General features: G+C 71.5%; 20 protein-coding genes. 10 read left to right on the top strand and 10 right to left on the bottom strand.

Translation table 11 applies throughout. The features are described 5' to 3' along the window. Window positions 1-425 precede the first annotated feature (425 nt). Together ACZ41I_RS22640 and ptsP are read left to right on the top strand one after the other, a co-directional pair. Window positions 426-875, top strand: coding sequence for a PTS sugar transporter subunit IIA (locus ACZ41I_RS22640; protein WP_468514912.1), 450 nt, complete (start codon window positions 426-428; stop codon window positions 873-875). Window positions 876-953: 78 nt separating this feature from the next. Beyond that, a complete protein-coding gene (gene ptsP / locus ACZ41I_RS22645; RefSeq protein ID WP_363219163.1) occupies window positions 954-2,624 on the top strand; it encodes a phosphoenolpyruvate--protein phosphotransferase in 1,671 nt (556 codons plus the stop codon). Window positions 2,625-2,739: 115 nt separating this feature from the next. Here ptsP and ACZ41I_RS22650 read toward each other — a convergent pair whose 3' ends face one another. Both ACZ41I_RS22650 and ACZ41I_RS22655 read right to left on the bottom strand, forming a co-directional pair. Then, window positions 2,740-3,633 (bottom strand): hypothetical protein, encoded by an 894-nt coding sequence (locus ACZ41I_RS22650; protein ID WP_468514913.1) that lies wholly within the window; start codon window positions 3,631-3,633, stop codon window positions 2,740-2,742. Between the two features lie 182 nt (window positions 3,634-3,815). Next, window positions 3,816-5,783: an acetoacetate--CoA ligase gene (locus tag ACZ41I_RS22655; RefSeq protein ID WP_468514914.1), complete on the bottom strand. Its 1,968-nt coding sequence runs from the start codon at window positions 5,781-5,783 to the stop codon at window positions 3,816-3,818. A gap of 214 nt (window positions 5,784-5,997) precedes the next feature. On the opposite strand from ACZ41I_RS22655, the gene ACZ41I_RS22660 reads away from it, so the two are divergent. Continuing rightward, entirely contained in the window at window positions 5,998-8,358 is a 2,361-nt protein-coding gene (locus ACZ41I_RS22660; RefSeq protein WP_468514915.1) for a glycoside hydrolase family 31 protein, read from the top strand. A 109-nt stretch (window positions 8,359-8,467) separates the two neighbouring features. Here ACZ41I_RS22660 and ACZ41I_RS22665 read toward each other — a convergent pair whose 3' ends face one another. Both ACZ41I_RS22665 and ACZ41I_RS22670 read right to left on the bottom strand, forming a co-directional pair. Continuing rightward, window positions 8,468-9,004 (bottom strand): NUDIX domain-containing protein, encoded by a 537-nt coding sequence (locus tag ACZ41I_RS22665; protein ID WP_363219167.1) that lies wholly within the window; start codon window positions 9,002-9,004, stop codon window positions 8,468-8,470. 46 nt (window positions 9,005-9,050) lie between these two features. Further along, complete coding sequence (locus ACZ41I_RS22670; protein ID WP_399771548.1) at window positions 9,051-9,860, bottom strand: M15 family metallopeptidase; 810 nt, start codon at window positions 9,858-9,860, stop codon at window positions 9,051-9,053. A 162-nt stretch (window positions 9,861-10,022) separates the two neighbouring features. On the opposite strand from ACZ41I_RS22670, the gene ACZ41I_RS22675 reads away from it, so the two are divergent. From ACZ41I_RS22675 to glpK, 5 genes are all read left to right on the top strand, one after another. Beyond that, window positions 10,023-10,469, top strand: a complete 447-nt coding sequence (locus ACZ41I_RS22675; protein ID WP_468514916.1) for a Zn-ribbon domain-containing OB-fold protein — start codon at window positions 10,023-10,025, stop codon at window positions 10,467-10,469. Then, entirely contained in the window at window positions 10,466-11,656 is a 1,191-nt protein-coding gene (locus ACZ41I_RS22680) for a lipid-transfer protein (protein WP_468514917.1), read from the top strand. The genes ACZ41I_RS22675 and ACZ41I_RS22680 overlap by 4 nt, the downstream gene beginning before the upstream one ends. A gap of 139 nt (window positions 11,657-11,795) precedes the next feature. After that, on the top strand, window positions 11,796-13,445 hold the full coding sequence (locus tag ACZ41I_RS22685; RefSeq protein WP_399771541.1) for an EAL domain-containing protein: 1,650 nt from the start codon (window positions 11,796-11,798) through the stop codon (window positions 13,443-13,445). Window positions 13,446-13,784: 339 nt separating this feature from the next. Further along, the gene (locus ACZ41I_RS22690; protein WP_399771538.1) at window positions 13,785-14,534 is read left to right on the top strand and encodes an MIP/aquaporin family protein; all 750 of its coding nucleotides are present in this window, start codon (window positions 13,785-13,787) and stop codon (window positions 14,532-14,534) included. A gap of 118 nt (window positions 14,535-14,652) precedes the next feature. Further along, window positions 14,653-16,179, top strand: a complete 1,527-nt coding sequence (glpK, locus tag ACZ41I_RS22695) for a glycerol kinase GlpK (RefSeq protein ID WP_363219175.1) — start codon at window positions 14,653-14,655, stop codon at window positions 16,177-16,179. Between the two features lie 160 nt (window positions 16,180-16,339). Here the strand turns inward: glpK and ACZ41I_RS22700 are convergent, their stop codons facing one another. The 4 genes from ACZ41I_RS22700 to ACZ41I_RS22715 all read right to left on the bottom strand — a co-directional run bounded on the left by ACZ41I_RS22700 (window position 16,340) and on the right by ACZ41I_RS22715 (window position 21,176). Next, a complete protein-coding gene (locus ACZ41I_RS22700; RefSeq protein WP_363219176.1) occupies window positions 16,340-16,945 on the bottom strand; it encodes a GTP-binding protein in 606 nt (201 codons plus the stop codon). A gap of 128 nt (window positions 16,946-17,073) precedes the next feature. Further along, window positions 17,074-17,469 carry a DUF742 domain-containing protein gene (locus ACZ41I_RS22705; RefSeq protein WP_468514918.1) on the bottom strand — a complete coding sequence of 132 codons (396 nt, stop codon included), beginning with the start codon at window positions 17,467-17,469 and terminating at the stop codon, window positions 17,074-17,076. A gap of 9 nt (window positions 17,470-17,478) precedes the next feature. Next, entirely contained in the window at window positions 17,479-17,913 is a 435-nt protein-coding gene (locus ACZ41I_RS22710; RefSeq protein WP_363219178.1) for a roadblock/LC7 domain-containing protein, read from the bottom strand. Further along, window positions 17,910-21,176 carry a sensor histidine kinase gene (locus ACZ41I_RS22715; RefSeq protein ID WP_468514919.1) on the bottom strand — a complete coding sequence of 1,089 codons (3,267 nt, stop codon included), beginning with the start codon at window positions 21,174-21,176 and terminating at the stop codon, window positions 17,910-17,912. The genes ACZ41I_RS22710 and ACZ41I_RS22715 overlap by 4 nt, the downstream gene beginning before the upstream one ends. 421 nt (window positions 21,177-21,597) lie before the next feature. Here ACZ41I_RS22715 and ACZ41I_RS22720 point away from each other — a divergent pair, with 421 nt between their 5' ends. Next, on the top strand, window positions 21,598-22,128 hold the full coding sequence (locus tag ACZ41I_RS22720) for a hypothetical protein (protein ID WP_399771594.1): 531 nt from the start codon (window positions 21,598-21,600) through the stop codon (window positions 22,126-22,128). A gap of 233 nt (window positions 22,129-22,361) precedes the next feature. Here the strand turns inward: ACZ41I_RS22720 and ACZ41I_RS22725 are convergent, their stop codons facing one another. Both ACZ41I_RS22725 and ACZ41I_RS22730 read right to left on the bottom strand, forming a co-directional pair. After that, window positions 22,362-23,549, bottom strand: a complete 1,188-nt coding sequence (locus ACZ41I_RS22725; protein WP_468514920.1) for an NAD(P)/FAD-dependent oxidoreductase — start codon at window positions 23,547-23,549, stop codon at window positions 22,362-22,364. A gap of 373 nt (window positions 23,550-23,922) precedes the next feature. Then, window positions 23,923-24,246 (bottom strand): bifunctional 3-phenylpropionate/cinnamic acid dioxygenase ferredoxin subunit, encoded by a 324-nt coding sequence (locus tag ACZ41I_RS22730; protein WP_360095188.1) that lies wholly within the window; start codon window positions 24,244-24,246, stop codon window positions 23,923-23,925. 312 nt (window positions 24,247-24,558) lie between these two features. Between ACZ41I_RS22730 and ACZ41I_RS22735 the strand changes: the two genes are divergently transcribed. Then, window positions 24,559-25,398 (top strand): IclR family transcriptional regulator, encoded by an 840-nt coding sequence (locus ACZ41I_RS22735; RefSeq protein WP_399771523.1) that lies wholly within the window; start codon window positions 24,559-24,561, stop codon window positions 25,396-25,398. Window positions 25,399-25,511: the final 113 nt, after the last annotated feature.

The following is a 25,511-nucleotide window of genomic DNA, read 5'->3' on the forward strand; positions in this document are numbered from 1 at the left end:
CCTCGTCACCGGAAGGATCCGGTAGACGGGGTATCAACATATCTGGCGTTGATTTTTGGCACGCTGTTGAGTTCTCAAGGAACGGTCGCTTCCTTCGTACTCACCCTCTCGGGCTTTCCTCCGGGCGCTTCCCTTCGGTGTTTCAAACTCTACCAGGGTTTTTCCGTCTCTCTGACCACCCTTCTGCGAACATGCAGAAGCGGATCCGAAAGTAGGATCTGACGAGTTTGGGTCCTGCCGGATGAAGGCGCTTTCGCGGCTCTCCGTCCCAAGCAGGAGTACGACTGTACACGGGGCCTCGAAGGCGGTGCAAATCCATCGGGTTGGTGGTCTAGACCACTAGCTGCTAGCTTCCATACGGAACCGCCACTTCACATGACATACGCTGCTGCTCAGTGCGCAGCTCCACTCCTTGGAGGCTTCCCATGACCACCGTGACGTCCCCTGTTGCTGGACGTGCCATCGGACTGGCCGAAGTGCCGGATCCGGTCTTCTCCGGGGCCATGGTCGGCCCGGGTACCGCGATCGACCCCGTGCGTGAGCCCTCCGAGGCCGTGGCGCCCGTTGACGGCGTGATCATCTCCCTGCACCCGCACGCTTTCGTCGTGGTGGACGAGAGCGGGCACGGCGTGCTCACCCATCTCGGTATCGACACGGTGCAGCTCAACGGCGAGGGTTTCGAGCTGCTCGTCCACAAGGGCGACACCGTGGCGCGAGGTCAGGCCGTCGTGCGCTGGAACCCCCTTGCCGTCGAGGCCGCCGGCAAGTCCCCGGTCTGCCCCGTCGTCGCACTCGAAGCCACGGCCGAGTCCCTCTCCGACCTCCGTGACAGCGGTGACGTGAAAGCCGGCGACAGCCTCTTCTCCTGGCACTGACGGCACGGCCGTCGCAGGACGGCGAACAGGACAACCATCACGGCGGCGGAACCCGCCGCACTATCGGAGACGGGTGAGATGGAGACAACGCTGCGAGGCGTCGGCGTGAGCCATGGCGTGGCCATCGGCGAGGTTCGGCACATGGGTACGGCGGTGCTGGAGCCGCCCGCGAAGCAGATCCCCGCCGAGGAGGCCGAGCGGGAGCAGGGGCGGGCTCGCCAGGCCGTGGACGCCGTCGCCGCCGATCTGATGGCGCGCGGCAATCTGGCGGGTGGTGAGGCCCAGGCCGTGCTCGAGGCGCAGGCCATGATGGCCCAGGACCCCGAGCTGATGGCGGACGTGGACCGGAGGATCGCCGTCGGCAGCACGGCCGAGCGTGCGGTGTACGACGCGTTCGCTGCGTACCGGGAGCTGCTGGCCGGTGCCGGTGAGTACCTCGCCGGTCGGGTGGCCGACCTGGATGACGTGCGGAATCGTATCGTCGCGCGGCTGCTGGGCGTTCCGATGCCGGGCGTGCCGGACAGTGACCAGCCCTATGTGCTCGTGGCGCGGGATCTTGCTCCGGCTGACACCGCGCTGCTGGACCCGTCTTTGGTGCTGGGTTTCGTGACCGAGGAGGGCGGACCGACCAGTCACAGCGCGATCCTGGCGCGGGCGCTGGGTGTGCCGGCGGTCGTGGCTCTGCCGGGTGCGGGTGAGCTGGCCGAGGGGACCGTGATCGCCGTCGACGGCAGTACCGGCGACATCTTCGTGAACCCGACCGAGGAGAAGAAGGCGCAGCTGGTGGCCGCTGCCGCCGAGCGCAGGGCCGCGCTGGCCGCCTCGACCGGACCGGGTGCGACGGCGGACGGTCACAAGGTGCCGCTGCTGGCCAACGTGGGCGGCCCGGCGGACGTGCCGGCTGCCGTGGAGGCCGGGGCGGAGGGTGTCGGTCTGTTCCGTACCGAGTTCCTGTTCCTGGACGACAGCAAGAACGCTCCTTCCGAGCAGAAGCAGGTGGAGGCCTATCGGCAGGTGCTGGAGGCCTTCCCCGAGGGTCGTGTGGTCGTGCGGGTGCTGGACGCCGGGGCGGACAAGCCGCTGGACTTCCTGACTCCGGCCGACGAGCCGAACCCTGCGCTGGGTGTGCGGGGTCTGCGGACCCTGCTGGACCACCCCGAGATCCTGCGCACGCAGCTGACCGCGCTGGCGAAGGCCGCCGAGGGTCTGCCCGTCTACCTTGAGGTCATGGCGCCCATGGTGGCGGACCGCACGGACGCCAGGGCGTTCGCGGACGCGTGCCGTGCGGCGGGGCTGCAGGCCAAGTTCGGCGCGATGGTGGAGATCCCGTCGGCGGCGCTGCGGGCGCGTTCGATCCTTCAGGAGGTCGAGTTCCTGTCGCTGGGGACGAACGATCTCGCTCAGTACACGTTCGCGGCTGACCGGCAGGTCGGTGCGGTGTCCCGGCTTCAGGACCCGTGGCAGCCGGCGCTGCTCGATCTGGTCGCCCTGTCCGCGGAGGCGGCCAAGGCCGAGGGCAAGAGCTGCGGCGTGTGCGGCGAGGCCGCGTCCGACCCGCTGCTGGCCTGTGTGCTGACCGGTCTGGGTGTCACCTCCTTGTCCATGGGTGCGGCGTCGATTCCTTATGTCCGGGCGACGCTGGCGAAGTACACGCTGGCGCAGTGCGAGCGGGCGGCGGCGGCCGCGCGTGCCGCGGACAGCGCCGAGGAGGCGCGCGGCGCGGCTCAGGCGGTGCTGTCCGGGGAGTAGTCGTACGGGCGCATCCGATGTGGTCGGTTCAGGGGCGTCCCGCCTTCGGGTGGGGCGCCCCTGATGCGTTCGCCCTGTCGGCCCGGTGATCAGTGCGTTCGACGCGTCGGCTCGTTCAGTGCCGGTGGCCCGGTGTCGCGCTCTCGTCTCCGAGGTCGGGGGGCTCGCAGTAGTCGACGCCGGACTCCGGGGAGATGATGTCGCCGGATTCGACGTCGGTGCAGTAGGCGTCGAACACTTCGGATGCGGTGAGCGGTTCCAGGGCGCCGGCCCGCAGTCGCCAGCCGTAGACGCGGTCGGGCGTGCCCGGGGCGCTGGTGCGCAGGACGAGGCCGCCGGGGCTGCGGGTCGCGAGGCCGAGTGCGAGGACGCTGGTGAATTCCAGCGCCTCTGCCTCGTCGAGTCGGGTGGTGCCGTGGCCGTCCTGGTCGCCGTGGAGTACGGAGACCAGGGTGTCCGGTGGTCCGGAGACGCTGCACACGAGGTGGCGGTCGCCGGGTGGGGCGGTGTCGAGGATGCGGCACAGGAGGTCGGAGGCGCGGGTGAAGCCCGCCCTGCCGATGTCCTCGCCGCAGGTGGGGCAGGGTCCGAGTCGGGTCAGCAGGGTGGTGGCGTACTCCCACGTCGCCTGCCGTACGGCTTCGTCCACCAGGGCGGGTACGAGCGCGGCGAGGGGCCGGCCGTCGTAAGGGATGGTGGGGCCCGTGGCTGCGAGTTCTGCGGTGAAGCAGGTTCGGCTGGCCGGGGCTTCGGGGTCGAGGCCGGCTTCCGCGCAGTAGGCGGCGTAGTCCTCCGGGTCGAACAGGGCGAGTGTGGTGTGGGAGCCCTCGTCGGCGCGGTCCTTGAGGACGGCCTCGACCTGCTGGAGATAGGTCGCGTGGTCGTCGAAGGTGAAGCTGCGGTAGCGCCGCATGGCACGGAAGTCGTGTTCGTCGGTGAGCAGCCCGATGGTGCCGGCGATCTCGCGGCGCAGGACGCGTCGCATGGTCTGGTGGTCGGTGTGCGCCATGTTTCCCCCAAAGTGCGCAGTCGATCAATGCTCACTCACCGTAACCGGCGGCACTGACAACGGGCCGACGCCGACGGCGGTCGCCCATCCGGTGACGGCCGGCGCGGCGCGGCCGGCCTCGGACTTCACCGCTGTGCTGGGCGAGTCCGAGGCCGCCTGCGGAGGATCGGCTCGGCGGAGGTTCAGGCGCGTTTGCGGGCGAGTTCCTCGTAGAAGCCGAGCAGGGCGAGGTTGTCGATGGAGCCGGGGTTGACGGCCTTTTCGAGGGGGGTGCCCTGGAGGAGGCGCTTGACCGGGACCTCGATGCGCTTGCCGGTGAGGGTGTGCGGGACGCCGGGGACCTCGATGATCTCGTCGGGGACGTGGCGCGGTGACAGTTGTTCGCGGATGGTCTGCTTGATGCGGTGCAGGAGGGCCTCGTCGAGGACGGCGCCGGGCGCGAGGTGTACGAACAGTGGCATCCAGTAGCCGCCGTCGGGCTGCTCGATGCCGATGACCAGGGTTTCCTTGATCTCGGGCAGCCGCTCGACGACTTCGTAGATGTCGGCCGAGCCCATGCGCACGCCCTGCCGGTTGAGGGTGGAGTCGGAGCGGCCGTGGATGATCACGGTGCCGCGCGAGGTGACCGTGATCCAGTCGCCGTGCCGCCAGACGCCGGGGTAGGTGTCGAAGTAGCTGTCGTGGTAGCGGCTGCCGTCGGGGTCGTTCCAGAAGCGGATCGGCATGGAGGGCATGGGGTTGGTGACGACCAGTTCGCCGACCTCGTCGATGAGGGGCTTGCCGCTGGGGTCCCAGGCCTGCAGGTCGGTGCCGAGGCCGGGGGCCTGGAGTTCGCCCGTGTAGACCGGGAGCGTCGGTACGCCGCCGGCGAAGCAGGAGCAGACGTCGGTGCCGCCGCTGACGGAGGCGATCCACAGGTCGTCCCGGACCTCGTCGTGCAGCCAGCGGAAGCCGTCGGGCGGCAGCGGCGAGCCGGTCGTGGCGACGCACTTCACCGCGGACAGGTCGTGGTCGCGTGCGGGGTGGACGCCGGCTTTGCGGCAGGCCATGACGTAGGCGGCGGAGGTGCCGTACAGGGTGGCTCCGGTGCGTTCGGCGATCCGCCATTGGGCGCCGGTGTCGGGGTAGCCGGGGCTGCCGTCGTACAGGACGATCGTCGTGCCCGTGAGCAGGCCGGAGACGAGGAAGTTCCACATCATCCAGCCGGTGGAGGTGTACCAGAAGAAACGGTCCTCGGGGCCGAGGTCGCAGTGCAGGCCGAGCTGTTTGAGGTGTTCGACGAGGATGCCGCCCTGGGACTGGACGATGGCCTTGGGCAGGCCGGTGGTGCCGGAGGAGTACAGCACCCACAGGGGGTGGTCGAACGGGACCTGCTCGAAGAGGGGCTCGGTGTTCCCGGCCGTCAGCGCCGACCACTCCAGGGCGCCCTCGGGTGCCTGGGTGCCGAGCAGCGGGATGTGGACGACGGCGCGCACGGTGGGCAGCTCGCGGCGCAGCTCGGTGACGATCTCGCGGCGGTCGTGCTCCTTGCCGCCGTAGCGGTAGCCGTCGACGGTGAACAGGACGACGGGTTCGACCTGCTGGAAGCGGTCGAGGACGCTGCGGGCGCCGAAGTCGGGGGCGCAGGAGGTCCAGACGGCGCCTACGGCGGCCGTGGCGAGGAGGGCGACGACGGCCTGCGGGATGTTGGGCAGGTAGCCGCTGACGCGGTCGCCGGGGCGTACCCCGAGGGCGCGGAGTTCGGCGGCGAGGGAGCCGACCTGGCGGCGCAGCTCGGACCAGGTCACGGGGCGCGGTTCGTGGGTTTCGTCCACGTACAGCAGGGCGGGTTCGTCCGCGCGGTCGGCTGCGGCGCGCAGGGCGTGCTCGGCGTAGTTGAGGGTGGCTCCGGGGAACCACTGGGCGCCGGGCATGGTGCGGTCGCCGAGCACGCGCGCGTAGGGCGTCGAGAAGCGTACGTCGAACCACTCCGTGACGGCCTTCCAGAAGGTGTCCAGCTGGTCGACGGACCACTGGTGCAGGGCGGGGTAGTCGCCTTCGGCCGGGGCGCCGTGGTGCTCGGCGGCCCATGCCTGGAACTGGGTGATGCGGGCCTGGGCGATCCGCGCGGGATCGGGCTGCCAGAGCGGCTGGGGGTTCGCGGTCGACATGGGGCGGCTCCCGGGCTGTGCGCGTCGTGTGCGTCGGTCCGCGCACGGGCTGGGGTGTGCGCGTGACGCGGCTGACAGGGACGATGCCATGTGATCGACTTCTACACCAGGGTGCGCCCCACATAGTCCGTGTCGTGAAGATGTGGTCCCAGCACGGGTGAACGGCAGTTGAACGACACACGCGCGTGGGGTGCTCAGTGGCAGGGTGAGCAGCATGGACGGTCGTGACCTGGTGCGTTCGGTGAGTGTGGTCGGTTCGGGGAGGGCGGCTCGGGGGTTGCGTACCGTACGGGCCGCATGGCGCAGGAGGCGTATCGATGCCGCCGGGCTGCCGCGGCGGGGTGCCGAGCGGGCGCGGGTGCCGGGTCGGGTGGAGGGGGTGGAGCCGGGGCCGGGTGGCGGGCTGATCCGGTTCGGCCGGTCCGAGCTGCGGATCACCGTTGCGGTGAACGGGGCGGTGTTCTGGGGCTGGGACGGGGCCGGTCCGCAGCCCTCGTACGCGCTCGCGGGGGGCTGTCCGGAGCCTGATGCGCGGGCGGTGCTGGAGCCGGACAAGGAGGGTGGCTGGCGTGTGGTCGCCGAGCGTGTGACGGTCATCGTCTCGCGGCACGGTGCGGTGGAGGTGTGCACGCCCGGCGGAGTGACCCTGCGGCGGGATCTGCCGCCGCGCTGGTGGGAGCCGGTCGGCGGGGGCACGGCTCGGTGGATGCAGCGGTCGGAGGTGGCGGCGGACGCCCGCTTCTTCGGTCTGGGCGGCCGGGCGTCGGGGCCCCGGCTGAGGGACGGCACGTACCGGCTGTGGAACACCGATCCGGGGCGGGCCTTCGGCCCCGGTGACGATCCGCTGTATCTGACGATGCCGGTGCAGCTGGTGGTGGCCGACGCCGGCACGCATCTGGTCTTCCACGACAGCACCTGGGACGGCACGGTGGTGCTGCGGGAGGGTGAGGAGGGCGCCGGGTCCGGGCACGACCGGACGGGGCGCTGCGAGGTGCGGATGGACGGCGGTCCGCTGCGCTGCTGGGTGATGGTGGGCACGCCCGCGCGCGTGCTGCACACCTGGGCCTCGCTGACCGGGGCGCCCGCGCTGCCGCCGTCGTGGGCGCTCGGCCACCATCACGCGCGGTGGGGCTTCGGCAGCGAGCAGGAGGTGCGCCGGATCGTCACGGGGTACCAGGAGCGCGGTCTGCCGCTGGACGCCGTGCATCTGGACATCGACCACTTCGACGACCACCAGGTGTTCACCGTCGACCAGGATCGTTTCCCGAAGCTGCCCCAACTCGCCGACGAGCTGCGACGGGACGGCATCCGGCTGGTGTCGATCGTCGATCCGGCTGTGCGGGCCGCGCCGGGCAACGCCGTGTACGACGGTGGTTCGGCCGTGGACGCGTTCGTGCGGGACGCCTCGGGGCGCGAGGTGCGGGGTGTGGTGTGGGCCGGGGAGTCGGTCTTCCCGGACTTCACGCACGCGCGTGTGCGCGCGTGGTGGGGCGGGCTGTACGAGGAGCGTCTGGGGCAGGGCTTCGCGGGGTTCTGGCACGACATGAACGAGCCGACGTCGTTCAACGCCTTCGGGGAACCGACGTTGCCGCGTTCGGCGCGGCACGTCTTGGAGGGGCGCGGGGGCGACCACCGGGAGGCGCACAACGTGTACGCGCTCTGCATGGCCCGTGCCGCTTACGAGGGGTTGCGCCGGCTGTCGCGCCAGGAGCGGCCCTTCCTGTTCTCCCGCTCGGGCTGGGCGGGGATGCAGCGTTACGGGGGCACCTGGTCCGGGGACGTGGCGACGGGCTGGCCGGGTCTGCGGGCATCGTTGTCGCTGGTGCTGGGGCTCGGCCTGTGCGGGGTGCCGTACTCGGGTCCGGACGTGGGCGGTTACGACGGCAGTCCGTCGCCCGAGCTGTATCTGAGGTGGTTCCAGCTCGGTGCGTTTCTGCCGCTGTTCCGCACGCATGCGAGTCTGCGGGCGGGGCGCAGGGAGCCCTGGGAGTTCGGTGCGGAGGTGCTGGAGCACGCACGCGTGGCGCTGCTGGAGCGGCGGCGGCTGCTGCCGTACTTCGTGACCCTGGCGCATCTGGCGCGGCGCACCGGTGCGCCGTATGTGCGGCCGTTGTGGTGGGGGGCTCCGGAGGACCGGGCGCTGCGCGAGTGCGAGGACACGTTTCTGCTCGGGGACGGTCTGCTGGTGGCTCCGGTGCTGGACCCGGGCGCCGACCGGCGGGCGGTGCAGCTGCCGCGGGGCCTTTGGTACGACACGGTGACGGAGCGGGCCTACGAAGGACCGGGACAGGTCCTCGTCGACGCGCCGCTGTCGCGGATACCGGTGTTCGCGCGCGGGGGCGCGGTCATCCCCGTGCGCGGTGCCGACGGCGGCCTTGAGCTGGAGGTGTGGGCACCCGCGCGTGGGCGTACGGGAGGCGGCCTCGTCGTGCCGGACCCCGGCGACGGCTGGGACGAACCGGAGATCGAACGCTACGTCGTCCGCCGGCAGGGCCGTGGGGTGGCGGTCACCCGGGAGCGGGAGGACGGCTCCGCCGAGCCGCCCTACCCGGTGCGGGTCCGGGGACTCGGCTGAGCCGCGAGGCCAGGCGCTGCGCCGGAGTCGCCGCGATGTGCCGCTTTTCGCGTGCGGCGCCGTTGCGCGGCCAGACCCCGCGACGCCGGGATGATCCAAACGACACCCCCTAGAGGTACCGGCCCTCGAACCAGGCCCGTACGGCCACGGTGTGCAGCGGGAAGGCGAGTTCCTCGGGCCTGCGCAGCAGCTGCCAGCCCTCGGTCTCGTCCGTGCGGTCGGAGGGCGGGAGGCCCTCCACCGGACGCTCCGGGAGGAGTCCGAACAGCAGCAGGTGGCCGTCGGGCGAGCTCATGGCGTCCACGAGCCGTACGTCGCGTGCGGCCGCGTCGATGCCGGTCTCCTCCTTGAGTTCGCGTACGACGGCCTGCTTCCAGTCCTCCCGGTCGTCGATGTAACCGCCGGGCAGTGCCGTGCCTCCGCGCGCGGGGGCGACGGTCCGGGTGATCACGACCAGGGCCGTGCCCTTGGTGTCGTACACGGGCTGGAGCGCGATCGCGACCGGCAGCGGGTTGCGGTAGGCGGCGGTTCCGCACGACGGGCAGGTGCGCGGCCAGCCGGAAACGCCCTCTCCATAGGGCGATCCGCAGCTCGAACAGTGGGAGTCCGGTGCGGAGTTGGCAGTCGAGTGCTGAGTTTCGGACACGCGCGGACTGTATCCGATCAGAAGAGGGACGTCTTCCGCAGGCGGCTCAGTGCCTGCTGATGAGCGACTTCCAGGACACGGGGAAGTCGAAGTAGGTGTCCGGATAGGGCTCGGGCTGGTACGTGAAGTGCCACCATTCCTCGGCGAGGTTCACGAATCCGAGGCCCTCCAGGGTGCTCTTGAGCAACAGCCGGTTGGCGCGCTGTTCGCCCTGGATACGCGGATCGAGCGTGTGCGCCAGAGTGTCGAAGCAGTCGAATCCCGTGCCCATGTCGACAGAGTTGTCAGGGAAACGCTCGTCTTTGGGTGCGTAACAGGGCACGAGCGGCTCTCCGGGGTGGTAGGGCCGGGTCGGCCTCGCGGGGAGCTTCACGATCGTGAGGTCCATGGTCGAGCCGCGGCTGTGGCCGGATTTCTTCGCGATGTAACCGTCCTCGAACAGACGGGTCTTGTCGACATGCGGGTAGAATTCGCCCTTCATCGCCTGGTCGCCGAGGTCCTCCGCCCAGCGGACGAAGTGGTTCACGGCGCGCTGCGGCCGGTAGCAGTCGTACACCTTGAGGGTGTAGCCCTTGCGCAGCAGCTTCAGCTGGGCCCTGTGCAGGGCCAGTGCCGCCGGGCGGGTGAGGATGCAGATCGGTTGCTCGTAGCCGTCGATGCGTTCGCCGACGAAGTTGTGCGGCGTGAAGTAGCGCATCTCCTGGATGATCGACGGGTCCACGGTGGACAGGGCGACGAAGTCCTTCGGCGCTCTGGGCTCCTGCTTCGCCTGGGCGGCGGCGGAGGAGACGGTCACGGCCAGCAGGGCGGCGAGGGCGGTGACGAGACCGCGGACCGCACGGGTGAGTCGTGTCATGTTCCTGCATGTATCAGGTATGCGTTCCGGCCGGGAAGCGATCGGATGAGATTGCCCTGCGGCGCCCTCGGCATGCGTTCGGTCGAAGTGGACGCCCTGCCCTTTTCCGGCTGCCCGTGGCACACTCCTGACGCTTCGTCAGAAACGTGGTGAGGAGAGGTCTTGCCGCACACACGCACACCCGCGGTCGCCGGCTGGTTCACCGGCGAGGGCGACGACTTCCGGCTCCTGGGCACCCGTTGCCCGTCCTGCGGCACGGTGTTCTTCCCGCGCGAGGACGTGCACTGCCGCAACCCGCACTGCGACAGTGACTCACTGGAGGAGCTGCCACTGTCCAAGAACGGGCGAATCTGGTCGTATACGGATAGCCGCTACCGCCCTCCGTCACCCTATGTGAGCAATCCGGAACTTCCGTGGGAGCCGTACGCGTTGATCGCGGTGGAGCTGGCGGCAGAGCGGATCGTGGTGCTGGGGCAGGCGGCTCCCGGGGTCACCGTCGCCGATCTGACGGTGGGCATGGAGGTGGAGGCCGTCCCCGGCGTGCTCCACGAGGACGCGGAGACGACCTGGACGACCTGGCACTGGCGGCCGACGGGGGTGAGGGCGTGACGATGGACGTGGCGGTGCTCGGCGCGGGCATGCACCCATGGGGCAAATGGGGACGCTCCTTCGTGGAGTACGGGACGACCGCCGCCCGCGCGGCGCTCGCGGACGCCGGTGTCGCCTGGCGCGACGTCGGCTCGGTCGTGGGCGCGGACACGGTGCGCGGCGGTTATCCCGGGTATGTGGCGGGAGCGACGTTCGCCAAGGCCCTGGGCTGGCAGGGGGCCAGGGTCACCAGTGTGTACGCGGCCTGCGCCTCCGGGGCGCAGGCGATCGCCGCGGCACGGGCGCAGATCCTCGCCGGGCTCGCGGACGTCGTCCTGGTCGTGGGGGCGGACGCGGCGCCCAAGGGGTTCTTCCGGCCGGCCGGCGGGGAGCGCCCCGAGGATCCGGACTGGCTGCGCTTCCGTCTGCTGGGCGCGACGAATCCGACGTACTTCGGGCTGTACGCGCGGCGGCGGATGGCGGTGCACGGGGACACACCGGAGGACTTCGCCCTGGTGAAGGTGAAGAACGCCGCCATGGGCGCGCTCAACGCGTACGCGCGCTACCGCAAGCGGGTCACCGCCGAGGAGGTCGCCGCGTCCGCGATGGTCGCCGACCCGCTGCGGCTGCTCGACATCTGCGCCACCTCCGACGGTGCCGCGGCCCTGGTGCTCTCCAGCCTGGACTTCGCACACCGGCACGGTGTCGCCCGGCCGGTGCGGATCCGGGCGGTGTCGACGGTGACCCCCCGCTTCCCCAACACGGTGCTGGACCTCCCGGACATCGCCACGGACTCGGCGCTCACCGTGCAGCCCCCCGGCGAGACCTTCCGGTCCTCCATCGCCCGGGCGGCTTACGAGGAGGCGGGCACCGGCCCCGAGGACCTGTCCCTCGCCGAGGTCTACGACCTGTCCACCGCACTGGAACTGCAGTGGTACGAGGATCTCGGGCTGTGCGGCGAGGGTGAGGGAGCCAAGCTCCTGCGGGAGGGCGCGACGGCCCCGGGCGGCCGGATACCCGTCAACTCCAGTGGCGGTCTTGCCTCCTTCGGGGAGGCGGTGCCGGCCCAGGCCATCGCCCAGGTGTGCGAGCTGACCTGGCAGCTGAGAGGCACGGCAGGCGAACGGCAGATCGCCGGGGCACAGGTGGGGATCTCCGCCAACCAGGGGCTTTTCGGGCACGGTTCGGCGGTGATCGCGGTGAGGTGACGCAGACGGACCCGGACTCCCGTGTGGGCCCGCACCAGTGGCTACGGAGACCGCCCACGCTGTGTGATCACCCCGGAATGCTGCGTGAACGTCTCATGAACTGGGCCTGAGCGCCCTCGGGCGGCGCCATCATGCTCCCGTGCACTCCTGGACGGACACTCTCCGCTTCGCCTTCCAGCCGGTGGTCAACCTCAGGACGGGCGCGGTCGCCGCACTGGAGACACTCGCCCGCCCGGAGACCGGTGACATCCTGGCCGAGGCCCGCCGGGACCCGGAACTCGACGGGAAACTGGCAGTGCTGGCGCTGCGCGCCGCCACACGCAAGGAGACTCTGCTGCCGCTGCACCTCAACGTGTTCGCGGCCACCCTCGCCGACCTCGGCGGCCTGACCCCGCTGCACGACGCCGTGCGCGCGGCCGGGCGGATGCCCTGGGAGGTGACGCTCGACGTGGTTCCGCCCTGCACGCACGTGCCGCAACAGGCCCTGCTGGAGGCGGTGGCGGCGCTGCGCGAGCAGGGGTTCCGGATCAGCGCGGACGGCATCGGCGACGGTGACATGCCGCTTCGGCTGCTCACCGACCTCTCCCCCGACCTGGTCAAACTCGACGCCTCGCTGCTGTCCCGGCCGCCCGCGGTACGGGCGATGCGCACGCTGTGCGAGGAGCTGGGCGCCCTGGTCGCGGTGGAGGGCGTCGAGACCGAACTGCAGTGCGCGGCGGCGCTGTCGGCCGGCGCGCAGCTGGCCCAGGGCGAGCTGTTCGCTCCGCCAGCCCGGATCCCCGCCGCGGACGTATACGTTCCGCCCCGCTCCCCCGGCGCCGTCGGCGTGCCCCGGTCCGGGCCGTCGGTGCGGGAGTTCGTGCGCCCGGCCGCCGTACTGCCGGTGACCGCTCCGGCGGGGCAGGTGCGCGCGCTGCTGACCGGATCGCCGGATGTCTCCGGTGTGCTGCTGGTGGACCAGGCCGGCCGGCCCGTGCGGTCGGTGCACCGCTCCCGGTTCCTGCTGTCGATGTCCGGCCGCTACGGGCACGCCCTGTACGCCGACCGGCCGGCCTTCAAACTGGGGGACGCGCCCCGTACGGTCGGGGTCGACGCCACCGCCTGGGAGGTGCTGGACGTCGTCGCGGTCGGCGGCCGGGACCGGACCTCGGACGATGTCGCGGTGGTCGACCGGCGCGGGCGGTGCGTAGGTGTCGTACGACTCGCGGACCTGGTGCGGGCGCTGGCCGAGAGCCGGGTCGAGGAGGCGGCCGGACTCAATCCGCTGACCCGGCTTCCCGGTTCGGATGCGATCACGGGCGAGGTGAACCGGTGGATCGCGGACGGCCGGACGTTCGCGCTCAGCTGGCTGGACATCGACCACTTCAAGCAGGTCAACGACGGTGCCGGGTTCGCCGCGGGGGACGAGCTGATCCGGTCGGTGGGGCGAGCCCTGCTGCACGCCGTGTCGGGGCACGCGCGCGTGGGGCACATCGGCGGAGACGACTTCCTGGTGCTGGCCGAGGAGGAGGCGCTCGATCCGCTGGTCGCCGCCGTGCTCGACGCGCCCTGGTCGGCGGGAGGCCGGCCCGTCACGCTCTCCCTGGCGACCGTCGTGTGCGCGCCGGGAAGCGTGGGCGACCACCGCCAGGCCGCCGCGCACCTCGCTCCGCTGAAGAAGGCGGCCAAGGCGCTGCACGGCGCGAGCTGGGTGCTGGGACGCGCCGGGCTGCCCGGTCACGAGGTCCGGCGGGGTCAGGGGACGGCGACGGCGCAGGCCGGGTACGCGGCCGCCGAGCCAGGGTGGTGAACGTCCGTCCGGTACATGTCCGTTGGATCCCTGCAGCAACGGCGGGGCCGTGGGGTGGGGCGCTGTCACCGTCGCCGTCGGCAACCTTGACGCCCCCGTGGTGCCGGTGAACACTTCCCGGTGTCGGCCGACATCGCCGTACATTCTCGGCGTTATCAGGCACTGCGCCACAGGTCTGCCCTGTTCCACGGCCCGTCCGTTCCTGGCGATACGGCTGCGACGGCACGCTCGTCACGGACGCCGGGCGGGGCGCGGGGCTCCGTGCGCGGCTGAAGTCGCCATGAACTTTCCTGCACTGAGGCCGGGGCCGAGCGCCCCACCGGCGCCAAGGGAGCCGCCATGAGCAACGGAGACATTTTCGTCGGCGAGGTCATCGGCACCGCGATCCTGATCCTTTTCGGCGCGGGTGTCTGCGCCGCCGTCACTCTCAGGTACTCCAAGGCGCGGGCCTCCGGCTGGGTCGTCATCGCGTTCGGCTGGGGCTTCGGCGTCCTCGCGGGCGCGTACACGGCCGCTCCCCTCTCCGGTGGCCAGCTCAATCCCGCGGTCACCATCGGCATCGCCGTGGACACCGGTGCATGGGGCAAGGTCTGGGTGTATCTGCTGGGTCAGATCGTCGGCGCGATGCTGGGAGCCGTCCTCGCCTACCTGGTGTACCTCGCGCAGTTCCAGGCCAACGTCCGCAAGGGCGGCACCACCGAGGGCACGGCCGACGAACCGGTGCCGACGCTCGGCGTCTTCTCGACCGTCCCGGAGATCCGGAACCCGGTCGCCAACCTCATCACCGAGATCATCGCGACGATGGCCCTCGTGCTGCCCGTTCTCGCCTTCGGGCTGACGAAGGGGCTCGGCGAGTCCGGCACCACGGTGCTGATCGTCTCCCTGCTCGTCGTCGGTATCGGCCTCTCCCTCGGCGGGCCCACCGGCTATGCCATCAACCCGGCCCGCGACCTCGGCCCGCGCATCGTGCACACCTTCCTGCCGATCCCGAACAAGGGCACGTCCGACTGGGGTTACGCCTGGATCCCGGTGGTCGGCCCGCTGATCGGCGGGGCGCTCGCGGGCCTCGTCTACAACGCGGCCTTCTGACCCGGCGACCGCACCGGCTCTCCGCCCCAGCGACTGCAACGCGGCCTGCCAGCCGGCACGCTGCAGGCCCCAGCGACCCGACCGAGCCACCCAGCGACCCAGCTACCCAGGGACAGCCATGACGGACACCCCCGAGAAGTACGTCGCCGCCATCGACCAGGGCACCACGTCCAGCCGTTGCATCGTCTTCGATCACGGCGGCGCGATCGTCGCCGTCGACCAGCGTGAGCACCGTCAGATCTTCCCCAAGCCGGGCTGGGTCGAGCACGACGCGACCGAGATCTGGTCCAAGGTGCAGGCCGTGGTGGCCGGAGCACTGGCCAAGGCCGGGCTGCGCGCCGATCAGCTGAGCGCGCTCGGCATCACCAACCAGCGGGAGACGACGGTCCTGTGGGACCGCGCCACCGGCAAACCCGTGCACAACGCGATCGTCTGGCAGGACACCCGTACCGCGGCCCTGTGCAACGAACTGGGCGGCGCGGACGGCCAGGACCGCTTCCGTGAGCCGACCGGGCTGCCGCTGGCCAGCTACTTCTCCGGGCCCAAGGCGGCCTGGCTGCTGGACCACGTGCCCGGCCTGCGGCAGCGGGCCGAACGCGGTGAGATCGCCTTCGGGACCATCGACTCCTGGCTGATCTGGAACCTCACCGGCGGCACCGACGGCGGCCGGCACGTCACCGACGTCACCAATGCCGGCCGCACCATGCTCATGAACCTCCAGACGCTGCAGTGGGATCCCGCCATCCTGTCCGCCATGAACGTGCCCGAGACGATGTTGCCGGAGATCAGGTCCTCCGCCGAGGTGTACGGCACGGCGGTCGGGCAGCTCGCCGGTGTGCCCGTGGCCTCCGCACTGGGCGACCAGCAGGCCGCCGTCTTCGGGCAGGCCTGTTACGACGTGGGCAGCGCGAAGAACACGTACGGCACCGGAAGTTTCCTGCTGCTGAACACCGGGAACCGGCCGGTGCCGTCCAAGAGCGGGCTGCTGACGACGATGGGGTACAAGATCGGCGGGGAGGCGCCGGTGTACTGCCTGGAGGGGTCCATAGCGATCACGGGCGCCCTGGTCCAGTGGTTCCGCGACCAGCTCGGGATCATCCGCAGCGCCGACGAGATCGAGACGCTGGCGGCGAGCGTCGAGGACAACGGTGGTGCCTACATCGTGCCGGCGTTCTCCGGCCTGTTCGCGCCCTACTGGCGCTCCGACGCGCGCGGTGTGGTCACCGGTCTCACCCGGTACGTCACGAAGGCGCACCTCGCGCGTGCGGTGCTGGAGGCGACGAGCTGGCAGACCCGGGAGGTGGTGGACGCCATGTACCAGGACTCCGGGGTGCGGATCACCACGCTGAAGGTCGACGGCGGCATGACGAAGAACAACCTGCTCATGCAGCACCAGGCGGACGTCCTCGGCGTGCCGGTGATCCGGCCCCGGGTGTCGGAGACGACGTGTCTGGGCGCCGCCTACGCGGCCGGTCTGGCCACGGGCGTGTGGAACGACCTGGACGAGCTGAAGTCGCACTGGCAGCGGGACGCGGAGTGGACACCGGCGATGGAGCAGACCGTCCGCGATCGCGAGTACCGCAACTGGCGCAAGGCGGTGGAGAAGAGCTTCGGCTGGCTGGAGGAGGGCGCGCAGGACGCGTAGGAGGAGCGGGGCAAAGGTGCCGCACGCGCGCGTGGGTACCTGTCACGGTCGTCGTTGCCGCACGCGCGTGTGGGCGCTCCTTACCGGACCACGGCCCGTACCCCGGTCGGCGGGGGTACGGGCCGTGCCCGTCGGTCGGCCAAGGGCGGACCGCCGGTGGTCAGCCAAGGGCGGCGTGGCGGCGATCGGCGGCGTGGTCCATCGCATGCTGGACGACTCCGATGAGCACGTCCTTGACCGATTCCCGATCACGCGCGTCGCACAGCAGGACCGGTACGCCCTCGTCCAGGTCGAGAGCCTGCCGTACGGCCTCGGCCGGGTAACGGGCCGCTCCTTCGAAGCAGTTGACGCCGACGAGAAAGGGGATGGAACGCCGCTCGAAGTAGTCCACGGCGGCGAAGCAGTCCTCCAGACGGCGTGTATCGGCGAGGACGACGGCGCCGAGCGCGCCCTCGGACAGTTCGTCCCACATGAACCAGAACCGTTCCTGCCCGGGCGTCCCGAAGAGATAGAGCACCAGGTCCTCGCGCAGGGTGATACGGCCGAAGTCCATCGCCACGGTGGTGGTGTGCTTGCCCTCCACACCGCTGGTGTCGTCGACCGGGCGCCCGGCCTCGGTGAGCAGTTCCTCGGTGCGCAGCGGCCTGATCTCGCTGACCGCACCGACGAGGGTCGTCTTGCCCACGCCGAAGCCACCGGCCACGAGGATCTTGAGCGTGACCGGCTCGACCGGGGGCTTGCCTCGCTCAGAACGCCCGAAGATCATCGGTCTCTTCTCCTGCTTGATGGTGGTCGGGCGACGGCCGGCTGTGGCCGCCGCGAGGGTATCCGCCAGAGGTGTCGACGCCGGTTACGTTGCGTGCTTCGCGGTACGGTGCTCCGTTCCTGTGCCGGTCACAGTGCCCGGAGGCCGTTGATCACGTCGCGCAGGATGCTCTCGTCCGGCAGCTCGGCCGGGGGCACCGGACGCGTGACATGGACGAGTTCCGTGTGCACGAGGTCGCCGATGAGGACGCGCACCACACCGATGGGCAGGTCGAGTTCGGCGGCGAGTTCGGCGACCGACTGCGGTTCGTCACGGCAGAGCCCGACGATCTCCACGTGTTCGGGCGACAGGGTCGGATCCCTCTCCGGGTCGCCCGCGTCGGATTCCGTGACGACCACCGCGATCACGTCCAGCCGGTGCTGGGCGGGACTCGTGGTGCGGCCGCGTGTCATGGCGTACGGACGGACGACCGGTCCGGCCTCGTCGTCGAACCAGTGTTTTCTTCCCTGACCGTCTCCGCTCATGTCATCCCACTACCCGCCTGCGGGCAGATCGGTGCGCGGAGCGGTCCCCAGATGCACGCCGACCCGCTTGACCAGGAGCGTCATCTCATAGGCGACCTGTCCGACGTCGGAGTCGGCGTCGGAGAGGACGGCGAGGCAGCTGCCGTCACCGGCGGCGGTGACGAACAGGAAGGCGTCGTCCAGTTCCACCACCGTCTGCCGGACGCTGCCCGCGTCGAAGTGACGGCCCACGCCCTTGGCAAGGCTGTGGAAGCCGGAGGCGACGGCGGCCAGATGCTCGCTGTCCTCCCTGGTCAGGTCCTTGGACACGCCCGTTGGCAGCCCATCGCCGGACAGGACGACGGCCTTGCGGATGCTGGCGACCCGGTCGACCAGGTCGTCCAGGAGCCAGTTCAGTCCCACCTGGTTCGTCGCCGTGTGGCCGGTCGCCTTCGGTGCGGTCATCGACCGTCCCCCTTAGTCGTTCCTTGTGCTGTGCCGTTGTGGGCGTCGTCGCCCGTGGCATTCTCCCGTCGGCCGCGCTGCCAGCCACGCTGCAGCGAGGCCATCCGGCTGCGGACCTCCTCGGCGTCGCGGTCGGCGGGCTGCGCCGCGCGCTCGGCGCGCCGCGCGGTGTCCTGCTTGAGCTGGGGGGCCAGGCTGGCCTGGCGGACCCGCCGGGGCAGGGGCCCGGTGGCCGGTTCGGGGGCCACCACGGCGCCCGAGCCGGTGGCCGCGGGGCTGCCGGCGGAGGTGACACCACTGGTGCCGGTGGCGCCGGGCGGCGAGGACGTGCCCCGGGTGGGCAGGGCCTCGCGGCCGGACCGGGCATCACCCGGCCGGGGTTCTTCGGCGGAGAGCTCGCCCTGGCCACTACCCGGACGGAACCTTTCACCGCTCGGCTCGGCCGAACCACCGAGACGGTCCCGCTCTCCGGCAGTCCCGGCCCCGCCACCACCGAAACGGCCCTGCTCACCAGCAGCTTCGGCCTCGCGGCCGAAACGGAACCGCTCACCGGCAGCATGGGCCGCACTCTCGTCCGCCCCCAACCGGTCCATGGCGCCCCGATCCGACCACCCTGTGGCACCGCCACCCGGCCGACCCGTGACGGCCCCATCCGGCCGACCCGTGAGGGCCCCTTCCGACTGGTTCGTGGCGGCACCCTCCGATCGGTCCGTGCCGCCGTCGCCAAACCGACCCGCGGTACCTGCGCCTTCATCGCTGGGTGACCCTGGTCGGGTGCGGCGGGGCAGGGCGGGGACGTCGGGGAGCGGCGCGGTGCCGTCGGCGGGAGCCGTGCCGCCTTCCTGGGTGCGCTCGGTGAGTTCGGCGGGGCGGCGGGAGGCCGTGGTGCGCCGGCGTGCGGGCAGCGGCGCCAGTCCGCCCATGTCGGGGCGGCGGGAAGCGGCGGAGGTCTGCTGCTCCGGTTCGTCGCGGCGGCTCCGCTGGTCGGTGACGGGCTTGCCGTGCGAACTGACCAGTTTGGGAGTCTGCCGGCGCGGCAGCGGGATGGGCCCACGTTCCTGGGCCTCCTCGCGGGGCGCACGATCAAGGGACACGGAGGGCGTCTGCTCTTCGGCGCGGGAGCGGGAGCGGCGGGGCAGGAACAGCCCGCCGCGCTCGCTGTCCTCGTCGGCCAGGACGCCGGGGAAGTCGTCGATGGCGTCGAGATCGACGGGCGCCTCCAGCTCGACGGGACCGTCCAGCAGCGAGGTCGGCAGGCCGGGCAGCTGCGCCGGCCCCGCGGACCGGCCTGCGGCACGGCTCCCCGCCTGCCCGATGCTCTTCTCCGGGCGGTCCCGGTCGAGCCGGAAGCCGATGCCGTTGGTGTCCGGTACGTCGTCACTCAGCAGCGCGTCGGGGATGAAGACGACGGCGGTGGTGCCGCCGTAGGGCGACGGCTGGAGGGAGACCCGGACGTTCTGTCGCTGAGCGAGCCGGCTGACGACGAACAGGCCGAGCCGGTCGGTGTCGGACAGTTCGAACTCGGGTGTCTCGGCGAGGCGCAGGTTGGCATCGAGGAGCGCCTCGGCGGTCATGCCGAGGCCCCGGTCGTGGATCTCCAGCGTGAAGCCGTTGGCGACCCGCTCACCGACCACCTGTACGGCGGTGTGCGGGGGCGAGAAGACCGTGGCGTTCTCCAGGAGTTCGGCCACGAGGTGGGTGAGGTCGGCGACGGCCGGGCCGGTGACGGCGACCCGGGGCAGCCGTCGGACCTCGATGCGTTCGTAGTCCTCGACCTCGGCGACGGCGGCCCGTACGACGTCCATCAGTTGCACCGGTCGGCGCCACTGCCGGGAGGGTGCGGCGCCGGAGAGGATCACCAGGCCCTCGGCGTGCCGCCGCATGCGGGTGGTGAGGTGGTCCAGGCGGAAGAGGTCGGCGAGTTCGTCGGTGTCCTCGGTGCGGCGTTCCATGGTGTCGAGCAGGGTGAGCTGCTTGTGCAGCAGCACCTGGCTGCGGCGGGCGAGGTTGACGAAGACCTCGGAGACGCCGGACCGCAGTTCGGCCTGTTTGACGGCGGCCTCGACGGCGGCGCGCTGGAGGGTGTTGAGGGCCTGGCCGACCTCGCCCATCTCGTTCTTGTCGTACTCCAGGCGCGGCACCTCGGTCTCGACGTCGACCTGTTCGCCGGCGGACAGGCGGCGCATCACGCTGGGCAGCCGCACGCCGGAGGCCTCGTGCGCCTCCAGGCGCAGTTGGCGCAGATCGCGGATGAGGCCGCGGCCGACGCGGACCGACAGGACGACGGAGAGCACGAGCGCGACCAGGCCGAGGAGGCCCGCGACGGCCGCCTGCAGGATGACGCCGATGGCCACGGGACGCGTACGGTCCTGGAAGCGGTCACCCACCTGGTCGTCGAGGGTGCCGAGGCCGGTCAGCACGCTCGCGGCCGCGGAGTCCCAGCTCTGGGCCGTGACGCCGCGCGGAGTGCCGGAGTCCGTGCCGATGGTGGACCGTTCGGCCGCGCGCAGCGGGGCGGTGGTGGCGTTCTTCCAGAAGCGTTCGTAGCGGTCGCGTTCGGCGGCGGGCAGCAACGGCAGGCTGACGTCGTACAGGACGGTGCGCTGGGCGACGAGGTCGGAGATGTGACGGGTCTCGTCGCGGGTGAGCCGGCCGACGACCAGGGAGGAACCGAGCAGGGCGTCCTCGCGGGAGAGCAGCTCGCGGGCGCGGCTGATGTTGACCATGGCGCGGGCCTGCGCGTCCAGGTCGACGTCGTCGACTCCTTCGAGGGCGCCGAGCAGCGTGAAGCAGGGGTCGACGAGGCGGTTGTACTGGTCCAGGGCCTGTGCACGGGTGACGGTGCCCGCCTCGACGCCGTGACGCAGGGAGTCGAGGCCGCCGAAGGCGTCGAGGACGGCGGTGAGGCGTTCGCCGTCGTCCGTGTCCATGGCGTCGAGGACGTCCTGGTCCGCGGCGTTCTTGCGGATCTTGGCGATGGCCCGGTCGGTGGCGGTACGGGTGCGCTGGAGCGCGGTGAGGGCGTCGGCGGCCCGCGGGTCGGCGAGGTAGACGAGGGTCTGGCGGCGTTCCTGCTGGAGGACGCGGACGGTGTCCTCGGCGGGGTAGCCGATGTCCTCCTTGACGTCCGACACGTGGAACAGCCGGAGGGCTTCGCGACCTGTGAGTACCGTGGTGAAGCCCCAGATGGCGGTCAGGGACACCAGCGGCACGAGAAGCAGCGCCACGATCTTCCGGCGGATCGACTTCCCGCGAAAGCGCATGGCCTCCCCCAGCTCGACCCCCGCGGGCCGGGGGTGCACATGTGCGTCAACAAACGGCGCGAGCCTACTACCGCCTCACAGTTAACTCGAAGGCATGTCCGGAGAGCGAACTTCCGCTTCGGCGACGCGAGATGGCGAGTTGTCCGGGCATTACGGGAGATTGCCACCGCCATCCGGTAGCGGCGCCCGGGTTGACCGGGATGCCCTGGCCGGGCGGTTGGCTTGTTTTTTTCGCCGGTTGGGAATCTTCCGGCGACGTCGTTCGTCCTTCTGTACGGGAAATGGGGGCGGAATGGGCCACAGGAGCCGCATCCCGCACCCCGGCGGCGTAAAGCTGCGCAAGCCGGGCAGCCACTGGGGGAGCCGGAGTCTTGTGACACCGGGGGCGAGCGGTCTGCTGGCGGTGGGGAGTGACACGGTGATGGGCACGGCGGAGCGGCGCGAGGCGCCCGAGGAGAGCGTGGCGGAGCGCTCGGCGGCACGGTGGCGCCTGGAGGCACCGGATCGCGACATTCCGGCGCGTGGGCGCGCTGCGGAGTCCGCCGGCGAACAGCAGCAGGCGTACCGGCCGTTGTGGGTCGAGGAGCCCGCCCGACGGCACCCGCTGCCGGATCCGGTGCGCACGGCGGCGGTGCGTGCGGTCCTGATCATGGCAGTGACGCTGATCCAGGCGATGGTGGCGTTCCTGTGCACGATGGCCGGGTCCTGGCTGGCGTTCCCCATGGTGATCAGTGGCGTGGCGAGCACGGTGGTGGCCACCTGGGCCGTGGTCGACGTGTGGGTGACCCGCCAGGTGTGGAGCCAGCGGTACGGCGTGGTCTCCGAGCCGAGCAGCACGGCCCGAGCGCTGCGCCGCGAGCGCCGCGCCCGCCGACGCGAGGAGCGCGCGGCCCTGCGCGAGCAGGAGCGGATACGCCGGCGGGGCGGCACCGGGCAGTTGTCACATCCCTGAGCGGGAGCGGCCGGGCATGGCCGGAGCAGGGCCTGGCTCCGGCCGGACGGGACGCAATCGGGGCGAGGCGGAACACGACCCGGGCGAGACGTGACCGCGCAGGGTCGGAACACACCCTGGCCGCACAGCGGTCGGGACGCGACCCCGGCGAGACGTGACCGCGCAGGGATCGGGACGCAGCCCGGCGGGGCGGGAGCCGAGACCGACTCGTGTCGGACGGCTCCGGCCCGCCGTCACAGCACGGCTGGTGCGGCCCGTTCCCGCTCCTCCCGCTGGAGTTCGCGGCGGGCCCGCATGAAGGCGCGCGGCCGGTCCACTCCGAGGACAGCGACCGTACGGCCGTCCCGCTCGTAGTGGGCGAGAAAGCCGGTCTCACCCGGGCCGTCGTCGTTGATCTCGCCCTCGGTGACGCGGACGGTGTCACCGTCCCGGTGCCGGCCTGCGAACTGTATGCGCGAGCCGTACTGGTCGGACCAGAAGTACGGCACCGTGCGCACCGTTTCGACGGTGCGGCCGGCGAGCAGGTTGGTCACGGCGACGCGCGGTTGCTCGGTGGCGGCGGTCCAGTGCTCGGCCCGGCGTCCGCCCACGCGCGCGACGTCCCCGACCGCCACCACTTGGGGCAGGGCCGTCGCACACCCGTCGTCGCACAGCACGCCGTCCTGGAGGGCGAGCGTCGAGGCCGCGAGCCAGGAGGTGTTGGGGGTGGCGCCGATGCCGACGATCACGAGGTCGGCGGGGAGAGTGCGGCCGTCGGTGAGGTCGACACCGGTGACGGTGGCGGTGCCGCGCAGGCCGGCCAGGCCGGTTCCGGTGATCAGCTCCACCCCGCCGCGGCGGTGCAGAGCAGCGCAGACGGCGGCCATCCCGGCGCCGATCTGGGGCACCAGCGGCAGCGGTGCCGCCTCGACCACCGTGACCGCGTGCCCCAGGCCGGCGCACGAGGAGGCGGTTTCGGCACCGATGAAGCCGCCCCCGATGACGACGACCCGGCGGTGTCCTCGGCAGAGGTCGGCGCGCAGCGCGCGGGCGTCGTCCAGGGTGCGCAGGGTGTGCACGCCGGCGGGGCTCTCACCGGGAATCCGGCGCGCGGCGGCGCCGGTGGCGATGACGACTGCGTCGGTGGAGACCGTACGGCCGTCCTCCAGAAGAACGGTACGACCGCGCGCGTCGAGGCCGCGGGCGCGGACGCCGAGCAGCCACTCGGCGTCGAGTCCGGCGGCGTCGTCGGCATCGGTGAGGGCGAGGTGCTCCTCGTCGGTGCGGCCGGTGAGGAAGTCCTTCGAGAGGGGAGGCCGGTCATAGGGCTGGTGGGGCTCCTCGCCGACGATCACCAGTCGGCCGTCGAAGCCCTGGGCGCGCAGTTCACGGGCGGCGTAGAGCCCGGAGAGGGAGGCGCCGACAATGGTCACGGTCTTCATACGGCACGGCTCCTCGCGGGGGCGGCGGGGTGGTCGGGGCGGGCCGGTGCCTCATCGGAGGGACGGCGCGTGGTTGCCCTGCAGGTGCGCCACGCGGTGACGGGCCGTAGGACGAGCCCTGTCCGGGCTTGGGCGGCGTGGCGTCGGCGGCCGTGCGCGGTGTCGCTCCCGCCGTCACGGTCGTCGGCGGTGCTGATACCGCCGTGACGGCTCGGGACGGTGCTCAGGCAATCGTGACGGCTTGGGACGGTGCGCAGGCAGTCGTGCCGGGACTCGGCGGCATTCGTGCGATCGCCCCTCGCCGGGGTGGAGTTCAGCCGGCCCCGCCAGCCGTGGGCGCCGTTCACACGGTCGCGCCGGTCCTCGGTGGTCTTCATGCGGCCGTGCCCTCCTCCGCGGTGAGGTGGACGTGGATGACGCCGTCCTCGACGGTGACGCGGTGGGTGCGGACGGGGCGCCGGGCCGGCAGGCAGGTCGGTTCGCCGGTGCGCAGGTCGAAGGATGCGGCGTGCAGCGGGCATTCGACCAGGCAGCCCTCCAGCCAGCCCTCGGAGAGGGACGCGTCCTGGTGGGTACAGGTGTCGTCGATGGCGTAGAGCCCGCCGTCTTCGGTGCGGAACACGGCGATGGGCGGTGTGGTCTCGACGCGGACGGACTCGCCCTCGGGGAGGTCTTCGAGGCGGCAGACGGGAATCACGGGCCCCCCTCTCGGTCCGGGACACTCGGTCCGGGACCTGCTCGATGCAGGCGTCAGGGATGCAGCCGGGAGTCCGGGCCGTGATGGCCCGGCCGGGCAGCGGTAAGGGAGTGCAGCGGCAAAGCAATGCCGGACATCTGGGTCCGGATCGTCCGGCACCCTTCCGGGATCCGGACGCTTGGGTAACATGATGTTTCGTATGGCGCACGCTCTAGCGCTATGCGCAACAGAATCCGCGCGGGACGACCACCGCGTCAAGGGCTTCCCGCAGATGCGGCCCGAACCGGGCCCACAGGTGGTGAGAGTTGAGCCATGACCCCCACGCAGAATCAGTCCGGCCGCAGCGAGGAGACCACGCAGGACCCACGGGCCCCGGAGAGGCAGACCGGCCGCGGCACGGTCAGCGCGGTGCAGTCGGTGGACCGCGCCGTGAGTGTGCTGGAGATCCTCGCCCGGCACGGTGAGGCCGGTGTCACCGAGATCGCCGAGGAGCTGGACGTGCACAAGTCCACGGCCTTCCGGCTGCTCGGCGTCCTGGAGAACCGCGGCCTGGTGGCCCAGGCGAAGGATCGCGGCAAGTACTACCTCGGGGCCGGCGTACTGCGCCTGGCTGGGGCGGCGGCAGTGCGGCTGGACATCTCCCAGGAGGGCGTCCCGGTCTGCCGTGAGGTCGCCGACGAACTGGGCGAGACGGTCAACATCGCCGTGCTCGACGACGACGCGGCGGTCAACATCATGCAGGCCCGCGGCACCGCCTCGGTCACCGCGCAGAACTGGCTGGGCAGACGCACCCCGCTGCACGCCACCTCCAGCGGCAAGGTGCTGCTCGCGCACATGCCGCCCACCCTGCGCGAGGGCCTGCTGGCGCGCTCGTTGCCGCGGTTCACCGACCGGACGATCACCGGCGCGGGCATGCTGCGCGCCGAGTTGGAGGCCGTGGTCGAACAGGGCTACGGCGTCACGATCGAGGAGCTGGAGCTGGGGCTCGCCGCCGTCGCGGCACCGGTGCGCGCGCATGACGGCAAGGTGATCGCGGCGATCAGTGTCTCGGGGCCGGTGTACCGGCTGAATCCGGACCGGATGCCGGAGGTGGCGAAGCGGACGGTGGCGGCCGGCGCCGAGCTGTCGCGCCGTATGGGCTACGGCTTCTGAAGGACTTGCAGCAGACGGTGACCGCGGCGGGGGGGGGGGGGGGGGGGGGGGGGGGGGGGGGGGGGGGGGGGGGGGTGGGGGGGGGGGGGGGGTGGGGGTGCTTTCGCTTCGTT

The organism is Streptomyces sp. NPDC030799 (genome assembly GCF_055572255.1).

Excerpts from the sequence above, each read along its gene's own strand:
- ACZ41I_RS22650 (WP_468514913.1), bottom strand. The coding sequence starts at position 3,633 with ATGGCGCACACCGACCACCAGACCATGCGACGCGTCCTGCGCCGCGAG.
- ACZ41I_RS22700 (WP_363219176.1), bottom strand. The coding sequence starts at position 16,945 with ATGATCTTCGGGCGTTCTGAGCGAGGCAAGCCCCCGGTCGAGCCGGTC.
- ACZ41I_RS22655 (WP_468514914.1), bottom strand. The coding sequence starts at position 5,783 with ATGTCGACCGCGAACCCCCAGCCGCTCTGGCAGCCCGATCCCGCGCGG.
- ACZ41I_RS22640 (WP_468514912.1), top strand. The coding sequence starts at position 426 with ATGACCACCGTGACGTCCCCTGTTGCTGGACGTGCCATCGGACTGGCC.
- ACZ41I_RS22725 (WP_468514920.1), bottom strand. The coding sequence starts at position 23,549 with ATGAAGACCGTGACCATTGTCGGCGCCTCCCTCTCCGGGCTCTACGCC.
- ACZ41I_RS22690 (WP_399771538.1), top strand. The coding sequence starts at position 13,785 with ATGAGCAACGGAGACATTTTCGTCGGCGAGGTCATCGGCACCGCGATC.
- ACZ41I_RS22710 (WP_363219178.1), bottom strand. The coding sequence starts at position 17,913 with ATGACCGCACCGAAGGCGACCGGCCACACGGCGACGAACCAGGTGGGA.
- ACZ41I_RS22660 (WP_468514915.1), top strand. The coding sequence starts at position 5,998 with ATGGACGGTCGTGACCTGGTGCGTTCGGTGAGTGTGGTCGGTTCGGGG.
- ACZ41I_RS22670 (WP_399771548.1), bottom strand. The coding sequence starts at position 9,860 with ATGACACGACTCACCCGTGCGGTCCGCGGTCTCGTCACCGCCCTCGCC.
- ACZ41I_RS22715 (WP_468514919.1), bottom strand. The coding sequence starts at position 21,176 with ATGCGCTTTCGCGGGAAGTCGATCCGCCGGAAGATCGTGGCGCTGCTT.
- ptsP (WP_363219163.1), top strand. The coding sequence starts at position 954 with ATGGAGACAACGCTGCGAGGCGTCGGCGTGAGCCATGGCGTGGCCATC.
- ACZ41I_RS22705 (WP_468514918.1), bottom strand. The coding sequence starts at position 17,469 with ATGAGCGGAGACGGTCAGGGAAGAAAACACTGGTTCGACGACGAGGCC.
- glpK (WP_363219175.1), top strand. The coding sequence starts at position 14,653 with ATGACGGACACCCCCGAGAAGTACGTCGCCGCCATCGACCAGGGCACC.
- ACZ41I_RS22735 (WP_399771523.1), top strand. The coding sequence starts at position 24,559 with ATGACCCCCACGCAGAATCAGTCCGGCCGCAGCGAGGAGACCACGCAG.
- ACZ41I_RS22720 (WP_399771594.1), top strand. The coding sequence starts at position 21,598 with ATGGGCACGGCGGAGCGGCGCGAGGCGCCCGAGGAGAGCGTGGCGGAG.